At 67.2% G+C, this 7,874-nt stretch carries 7 protein-coding genes and 1 pseudogene; 4 read left to right on the forward strand and 4 right to left on the reverse strand.

Features of this window, described 5'->3' with window-relative positions; all coding sequences use genetic code 11:
* Both AC5RUJ_RS07495 and AC5RUJ_RS07500 read left to right on the forward strand, forming a co-directional pair.
* Window positions 1–99, forward strand: a pseudogene (locus AC5RUJ_RS07495) (methyltransferase); the annotation flags it as partial.
* A 3-nt stretch (window positions 100–102) separates the two neighbouring features.
* Complete coding sequence (locus tag AC5RUJ_RS07500; protein WP_494013340.1) at window positions 103–960, forward strand: spermidine synthase; 858 nt, start codon at window positions 103–105, stop codon at window positions 958–960.
* A gap of 269 nt (window positions 961–1,229) precedes the next feature.
* Here AC5RUJ_RS07500 and AC5RUJ_RS07505 read toward each other — a convergent pair whose 3' ends face one another.
* On the reverse strand, window positions 1,230–2,153 hold the full coding sequence (locus AC5RUJ_RS07505; protein ID WP_494075917.1) for a LysR family transcriptional regulator: 924 nt from the start codon (window positions 2,151–2,153) through the stop codon (window positions 1,230–1,232).
* A gap of 158 nt (window positions 2,154–2,311) precedes the next feature.
* Here AC5RUJ_RS07505 and AC5RUJ_RS07510 point away from each other — a divergent pair, with 158 nt between their 5' ends.
* Window positions 2,312–3,700, forward strand: coding sequence for an MFS transporter (locus AC5RUJ_RS07510; protein WP_493978385.1), 1,389 nt, complete (start codon window positions 2,312–2,314; stop codon window positions 3,698–3,700).
* A gap of 93 nt (window positions 3,701–3,793) precedes the next feature.
* Here the strand turns inward: AC5RUJ_RS07510 and AC5RUJ_RS07515 are convergent, their stop codons facing one another.
* Window positions 3,794–5,263 carry an NCS2 family permease gene (locus AC5RUJ_RS07515; RefSeq protein ID WP_494001983.1) on the reverse strand — a complete coding sequence of 490 codons (1,470 nt, stop codon included), beginning with the start codon at window positions 5,261–5,263 and terminating at the stop codon, window positions 3,794–3,796.
* A gap of 198 nt (window positions 5,264–5,461) precedes the next feature.
* On the reverse strand, window positions 5,462–6,109 hold the full coding sequence (locus AC5RUJ_RS07520; RefSeq protein ID WP_494128688.1) for an FAD-binding protein: 648 nt from the start codon (window positions 6,107–6,109) through the stop codon (window positions 5,462–5,464).
* Window positions 6,110–6,304: 195 nt separating this feature from the next.
* Here AC5RUJ_RS07520 and AC5RUJ_RS07525 point away from each other — a divergent pair, with 195 nt between their 5' ends.
* Window positions 6,305–7,321, forward strand: a complete 1,017-nt coding sequence (locus AC5RUJ_RS07525) for a universal stress protein (RefSeq protein ID WP_494024867.1) — start codon at window positions 6,305–6,307, stop codon at window positions 7,319–7,321.
* A gap of 69 nt (window positions 7,322–7,390) precedes the next feature.
* On the opposite strand, the gene AC5RUJ_RS07530 is transcribed toward AC5RUJ_RS07525, so the two are convergent.
* The gene (locus AC5RUJ_RS07530; RefSeq protein ID WP_494155723.1) at window positions 7,391–7,738 is read right to left on the reverse strand and encodes a C40 family peptidase; all 348 of its coding nucleotides are present in this window, start codon (window positions 7,736–7,738) and stop codon (window positions 7,391–7,393) included.
* Window positions 7,739–7,874: the final 136 nt, after the last annotated feature.

A 7,874-nucleotide genomic window follows, 5' to 3' on the forward strand; every position in this document is an offset into this window, starting at 1 on the left:
CTGGCGCTGCTGGGCTCCGACCCGCGCCTGGACGCCACGGCGATCCAGACCGTGGGCGGCAAGGGCTGGGACGGCTTCGCGCTGGCGCTGGTCAAGTAGCCGATGGCGCGGCGAAGCACCCGTGCCGAGGCGGCACGGGAGCCGGAGGCGTCCGGCGGGCCGGCCGAGGGACGCTATGAGATTTCCTCCGGGACAGCCGAGCTGGTCCGCGAGCCCGACTCGGCGGACAGCTGGCTGCTCAAGATCAACGGCGTCCAGTCCTCCCACGTGGTGGTCGGCGATCCGCTGCGGCTGGACTTCGAATACATGCGCTGGATGGCGGCGCTGATCGCATCCCGATGGGGACCCGGGGCTAAGCTTCGGGCCCTGCACCTGGGCGGCGGGGCGTGCTCGATGGCCCGCTACCTGGCGGCCGCGTACCCGGAGGCGCGCCAGGTAGTGGTCGAGATCGACGCGAAGCTGGCCGACCTCGTGCGCCAGTGGTTCGACATCCCGCGTGCGCCGTTGGTGCGCATCCGGGTGGGTGAAGCAAGGGAGGTCACCGAATCACTGAGCGAGGACAGCCGGGACCTGGTGGTCCGCGACGTCTTCTCCGGCAGCGAGACCCCGTACGGACTGACCACGCTGGAATTCACCCGGGCGGTGCGGCGAGTCCTCTCACCCGGCGGGGTCTACCTGGTGAACTGCGGCGACACGCCACGGCTGATCGGTGCCCGCGAGGAGGCGGCGACCATCGGCGAGGTTTTCGAGCACCGGGTGATCATCGCCGACCCGCCGATGCTCAAGGGCCGCCGGCACGGAAACGTGGTCATCGCTGCCAGCGACCAGCCGCTGGAAACCGGTCCCGGACTCGTCCGGGAGTTGCTGCACGGTGCCATGCCGGCACAGCTGTGGGACGGGCCGAGAGTGGAGAAGTTTTGCAGAGGATCGGCGATCCGGCAAGACCGGCCGGCCAATTAGGACCTTTCCCGGAACGTTATGACTTCGGCCGGAATTTGTTTGTAAGATGGACAAGAACGGCCGTGCAGCGGCCGTACCAGGCCCGGGAGCGAGCCGCTTGCGGCTGGCTCTCCGGAGGCAGGCATGGAAAGAACGGCTTCGACACTATGGATGGTGGCTGGAGCGCTATGTCTGCTCAGCCGGATTTGATCCGGCGCCGGATGCCGGGTGCTGAGAACCTAATCCCCCCAAGTTAGGTCCAGTGCCCGGCATCTCGGTCATTAATCCTTTCACCGGATGCCGGTTCCCTTCCCCATCAGCTCGGCTTCCCTGCTGCGGGTCTCGCGCCTGAGCGCATCGACGACCGCCGCCACCGCCGGTTGCCGCAGCGACTCCGGCCGCGCCACCAGCCAGTAGCCGAGCCGCTCCTCCAGTTCCCCCGGCAGGATCCGGACCAGGTCCGGATGGCGGTTGGCCATGAAGCACGGCAGCAGGCCGAGGCCGGCACCGGCACGGGTTGCCTCGACGTGGACGAACACGTTGGTGGAACCCAGGGCCGTGGACATCGCAGGCAGCAAACGGCGCGGGGCGTCGAGGTCGTCAACCTGCAGCATGGAGTCGACGAAATAGACCAACGGGTGGTTCATGGCCACGCGCACGCTGTCCGGTACTCCGTGTTCGGCCAGATAATCACGGGAGCCGTAGAGACCCAGGACATAGTTGCCCAGCCGGATGGATCGCGCGCGGATCACCTGCGGCCGCCCGACGACGACTTCGAAGTCCAGGCCCGGCCGGTGTTGCGTGGCCCGGCGGGCGGCGGTAACGATCTCCACGCTGAGCCTGGGATGGCGCTGCTGCAGGCGCGCGATCGCCGGGGCGGCGACGAACGCGCTGAAACCGTCGGTGGCCGACATTCGCACCACACCGGCCAGTCGGTCCGCCTGATCCGGTGTGCGGCCAAGCTCCGTGAGCGATTCTTCGATCCGCTCGGCGACCGCTGCCGCCTTGCGGCCCAGGTCGGTCAACTCCCAGCCGCCCGGCGCCCCGGAGAACACGCGGCCGCCCAGGGCCTTTTCGACGGCGGCGATTCTGCGCGAGACGGTGGTGTGGTTCAGGCCCAGGTTCTCGGCCGCCACGGTATACCGGCCGGTGCGGGCGACGGCGAGGAGGATGATCAGGTCGTCCGGCTTGGCGGACTGCGGCGCGGGAGGCATATCTGCATCTTTGCAGACCATGCCTGCAAAGTTTGTCATTGATGCACATGCGGGAGCGGGGAATACTCGGCTACGTCTGATTGTGACCACACTCACAGCGTGCGGGGGGAGTCCCGGCGGCGAACGCCGCATTAACCGCACGCCATGCAAGGAGAATGATGAGCGCCCACGCTACCCCCACCGGACCCGGATCCGGCGCGACGCACGAGTCGCCGCCGTCGGTCCTGCGCAAGGTCGTCACCGCTTCCATGGCCGGCACGGTCGTGGAATGGTACGAGTTCTTCCTCTATGCCACGGCGGCCACGCTGGTGTTCGGCGCCCTGTTCTTCCCGAATGCGGGCACCGAACTGGACGCGATCATCGCCGCCTTCGTCACGTTCGCCGTCGGCTTCATTGCCCGGCCGCTGGGCGGGATCGTGTTCGGCCACTTCGGTGACAAGCTGGGCCGGAAGAAGTTGCTGCAGGTGAGCATCATCCTGATCGGTGCCGCCACGTTCCTGATGGGCTGCCTGCCAGGGTTCGACCAGATCGGGTATTGGGCGCCGGGCCTGCTGGTGGTGCTGCGGTTCGTCCAGGGCTTTGCCATCGGCGGCGAATGGGGCGGCGCGGTACTCCTGGTGGCCGAGCACAGCCCGGCAGCCAAGCGCGGCTTCTGGGCGTCCTGGCCGCAGGCGGGCGTGCCGATGGGCAACATGCTGGCCACGGTAGTGCTGTGGGTGATGTCCGGCATCCTCTCCGAGGCCGAGTTCCAGGCCTGGGGCTGGCGCGTCGCCTTCTGGCTCTCTGCAGTCATCGTGCTCGTCGGCTACTACATCCGCACCAAGGTCACCGAGGCGCCGATCTTCCTGGAGGCCCAGGCCGAGTCCGCCAAGGTGAAGTCCACGTCTTACGGCGTCGTGGAAGTGATGAAGAAGTACCCGCGCGGCGTGTTCACTGCCATGGGGCTGCGCGTAGCGGAGAACATCATCTACTACATCGTGGTGGCCTTCTCCATCACGTACCTGAAGACCGTTCACGACTTCGACGTCACCACGGTGCTGGGCCTGCTGATCCTGGCGCACGCCTTCCACTTCGTCGTGATCCCGTTCTACGGGCGCCTGTCGGACAACATCGGCCGCCGCCCGGTCTACATGGCCGGCGCCGTGCTGTCGGGGGTCTGGGCCTTCGTCGCCTTCCCGATGTTCGACACGCAGAACCCGATCATCATCTTGGCCGCAATCTTCCTGGGCCTTGCCGTGCACGGGCTGATGTATGCGGGGCAGCCGGCCATCATGGCCGAGATGTTCCCGACCAGGATGCGCTACTCCGGTGTCTCGCTGGGCTACCAGGTGACGTCGATCTTCGCCGGTTCGCTCGCCCCCATCATCGCTTCCACGCTGCTGAAGGACTTCGAGCACTGGCTGCCGGTTGCCCTGTACCTGGTGGTCGCGTCGGCCATCACCGTCGTGGCGGTGATCTTCACCCGCGAAACGAAGGGCGCCTCCCTGCGCGACCTGGACCGGGCCGACCTGGCACGCACGGAAGCAGAAGTGCGGGCCCAGGCCTAGTCGCAACGGCGCAAGCCAAGCGAGTAAAACCGAAGGGACCGGTACCACCCGTTGCGGGCGGTACCGGTCCCTTTCGCCTCGACGGACCTGGGGTCAGCGGAAGCCAATGAGCTGCTCAACCGGGCCCATGCCGAAGAAGAGCACGAAGGCCGCGGCCACCGCCCACATCAGCGGGTGGATGTCCTTGGCCCGGCCCTGGAACGTGCGCACCAGCACGTAGGCGATAAAGCCCGCGCCCAGGCCGTTGGCGATGGAATACGTGAAGGGCATGAGCGTGAAGGTCAGGAAGGCGGGGATGGCCACGCCCCAGTCGGACCAGTCGATCTTGCCCACCTGCGACACCATCATGAAACCGACGACGACGAGCGCCGGCGCCACCGCCTCGAACGGAACCAGCGAAATCAGCGGCGTGAAGAACATGGCGATCAGGAACAGCAGGCCGGTGACAACGTTGGCCAGGCCGGTGCGCGCGCCCTCGCCGATCCCGGCGCCGGACTCGACGTAGATCTGGTTGGACGAGACGGATCCCGCGCCGCCGGCGATGGCGCCCACGGCGTCGACCATCAGGACGCGGTCGACGTTCGGGATGTTGCCCTCTTTGTCCGTCAGCCCGGCCTCGTTGGCCAGGCCGACCATGGTGCCCATGGCGTCGAAGAAGATGCTCAGCAGGATCGCAAACGCCAGCAGGGAAGCGGCGGTGACGCCCAGCGTCCCGAATGCACCGAAGAGGCTGGCCTGGCCGATCAGGCTGAGGTCGGGCAGCCCCACCCAACTGCCGCTCGGCAGCTCGGGCACTACCAGGGACCATCCCAGCGGATTGGGGCCGTCGGGACCCATCGACGGGCCGACGTCGGCCACCGCTTCGATGACCACCGCGAGCACGGTGGCGGCGATGACGCCGATCAGGATGCCGCCCTTGACCTTCTTGACCACCAGGGCGATCGTCAGGATGAGGCCGACGACGAAGACGAGGATCGGCCAGCCCAGCAGCACGCCGTCGAACCCGAGCCCCACCGGAACGGTGGTGCCCGCCGCGTCCGGAATGCGGCGGATGAAGCCGGCATTGACCAGGCCGATCAGGGCAATGAACATGCCGATTCCCACCACGATGGCGGTCTTGAGGCTTTGCGGCACGGCATTGAACACCGCGGTCCGGAAACCGGTCAGGACCAGGATCAGCATGGTGATGCCGGAGAGGATCACCAGGCCCATCACGTCCGGCCAGGTCAGGCCCGGATTGGTCGCAACGGTGATGGCGATGAAGGCGTTGACGCCCAGGCCCGTGGCCAGGGCGAACGGGTACTTGGCCCACGCCCCCATCACGATCGTCAGCACTCCGGCCACGAGGGCCGTGACCGCCGCGACGCGTTCGGCGCCGAGCATGGCGCCGGTTGAATCGGCGCCGCCCAGGACCAGCGGGTTCAGCACCACGATGTAGCTCATCGCGAAGAACGTGGCCAGGCCGCCGCGGATTTCGCGCGAATAGTTGGAGCCGCGCTTGGTGATCTCGAAATAGCGGTCGAGCACCGAAGTCTTGGCGGCTACTGCTCCCTTTTGGGGCATGGGGGATGTCCTCCACAGGTAAGTGGTATGGTCAGGGATTTCCCCAAAATTCTAGCCCCTGCGGCACGCGGCGGCGTACGGTGCCGCTGTTTCCCGCCTGCCCGGCGTCAGGCGACTAGCGTACGGCGCCGCTGTTTTCCCGCCGCCCCGCGTCTAGCGGAGAGCGTACGGTGCCGCTGTTTTCCCGCCCGCCCGGCGTCAGGCGACGGCCGGCCGGGAGGTGGAAGCGATGGCGCTGCCGGCCACCTTCGCCTGCCGGATGATGTCCCGTGTGCTCGGCGCCAGCAGATCCGCCACTCCGACCAGGTAGAGGCCGATCGCTTTCAGGACGGTGGCGAGGTTTGCGCCGGCCGCGATGCCCAGGCTCCGGAGCAGCCGGCGCATCTGGTTCTGCGCGCAGCCCGTCAGCACGACGGAATCGGCGACCAGCAAGCCGTTTTCGGTGCGGATGACCCACTTCTGGTTCTTGTCCCTGCTCATCGCGGGTGCGTGGGCCACAGAGGCAGCCGGTGGCCTGGACGGGTCCGCCGGTGCCGCCGACGCTGGTTTTTCCGACGTCTTGGTGACGCCGCAGACATGGGTGCTGTGGCGGATGTCCAGCGCATGGCTGGCGGCGTACGCCTGCAGCAACCGCAGCAGGTCGTTGCGCTCGCTCCGGTGCGTCGAGTCCGCCAGCGTGGACCTGCGTCCCTGGTCGGCCGGCTGGGGGAGCAACCCCTCAACGACGATTGACGACACGCCCTGGCGGCTGAGCTCGCTCGCCACGGCCAGTCCGGGCAGCCCGGAACCGATGACCACCGCGGTGGTGTATTCGGTAGGCACTTCTGGTACGGAAACGCCACTCACTGCACGGACTCCTTGTACGGTAGCGAGAACCTCGGGCGGCGAAAGGACGCCCGCACACGCATTGTGAAACTGTTATTTAACACAATTTTCATCGAAGCCTACATAACTTTTCGGCCACTGAGAAGCGCTTTGTTGCAGAGTAAGCTGAGGGTAGCGGGCGAGGATGCCCGTGCGACGTTGAGGGAGGCGGAACGAATGACAGAAGCCACAGGTTCAGACGCCGGACAGGGCGCGGCACCCCGCGGCATTGTCGTCGGAGTTGACGGCTCCGATCAGAGCATCTGCGCGTTGGTTTGGGCTGCGGAGGAGGCGCAACGGCGCAGAACCCCGCTGCACGTCGTGACCGCCTACACCGTTCCGGTCTTCGCTGCCTCCAGCATGGACGCCGGCTATGCCACCCTGGACGATTCGGTGATCCGCGAAGGCGCCGAAGCCGTGCTCGAGCAGGCGGTGTCCAAAGTTACCGGTTACGGCCTGGACATCGATGCGCGGGTGGAAACCGGCGACGCCGCCGGGGTGCTGCTGGAGCTCTCGGAACAGGCCGAGCTGGTCGTGGTCGGTACGCGCGGCCGCGGTGGTTTCATGGGCCGGTTGCTGGGCTCCGTGAGCAGCGCCGTCCCGGCCCACGCTTCCTGTCCGACGGTGACGATTCCGCTGGCCTGCGCGCCGCGTCTCGGTGACCTGGACATCGAGCTTCCCCGGTCCAAGGACCAGGCGATCCGCCCCGAGGACATCCAGAAGGTCGTCGTGGTCGGGGTTGATGGTTCAGAGCAGGCCCGCAACGCCACCCTGGTCGCCGCAGAGCAGGCCGAGCGGCTCGGCTATCCGCTGAAGGTCATCTGCGCCATGCCACCGTTCACGGGCTCGCTGGCGTGGGTGCCGGCACCGCTGGACCGCGAAGCGCTCTATGCGGATATCCGTGAGCAGCTCGACGCCGGCGTGGCGTGGCTCAAGAGCCACTTCCCCGATCTGCGCGTCACCGGTGAAGTGCAGGACGGCTCCCCGGTAGAACTGTTGATCGAGGCGTCACGCACCGCCGAACTGCTGGTGGTTGGTACCCGCGGCCGCGGCGGCTTCGCCGGCATGCTGCTCGGCTCCACCAGCCAGGGCGTGCTGCACCATGCCAAGGGCCCCGTCATGGTGGTGCCGGACAAGCATGACCCTCGCCTGGACGACCGCCGCAACTTCGGCCCCCTGCCCGACGCCGAATAACCGCAGGTAGCAGAAGGGCGGGCCCGGAACCTCAAAGGTTCCGGGCCCGCCCCTTTTAAGCAGTGCAGGCTAGACGGCCCAGCGGGCGCCGACCGTGTGCAGCTTGCCGTACATGTGGCTGATATTGGTCACCGTCAGACCATCCTTGTCGTTTAGCGCATGGACGACTTGCCAGTTGCCGATGTAGATCGCCACGTGCCAGATGGCATTCGGCTCGCCCCAGAAGACCAGGTCGCCGGGCTGAAGTTGGGCGAGCGGCACCTTGTGCGGTGCGGAGTCGAGCTGGTCCTGCGCCACGCGGGGCAGGTAGCGACCGGCGCTGCCAAACGCCGCCTGCGTCAGTCCCGAGCAGTCGTAGCCCCACGGCCCGCTGCCGCCCCAATCGTAGAAGCTCTTGTTGTTCGCCTGCTTGGCCATCGCGAAGTTGATGGCAGCGTTGGCGATGCCCGCGTTGCTGCCGGGGTCTGGTCGGTGACCACGTCCACGGTGATCTCGCCGGCCCGGTGCCGGCGCAGGATCTCGGGGAACACCTCCGCCGCGTTGCCCACGTAGC

The sequence above is a fragment of the Arthrobacter sp. Y3223164 genome (assembly GCF_059091005.1).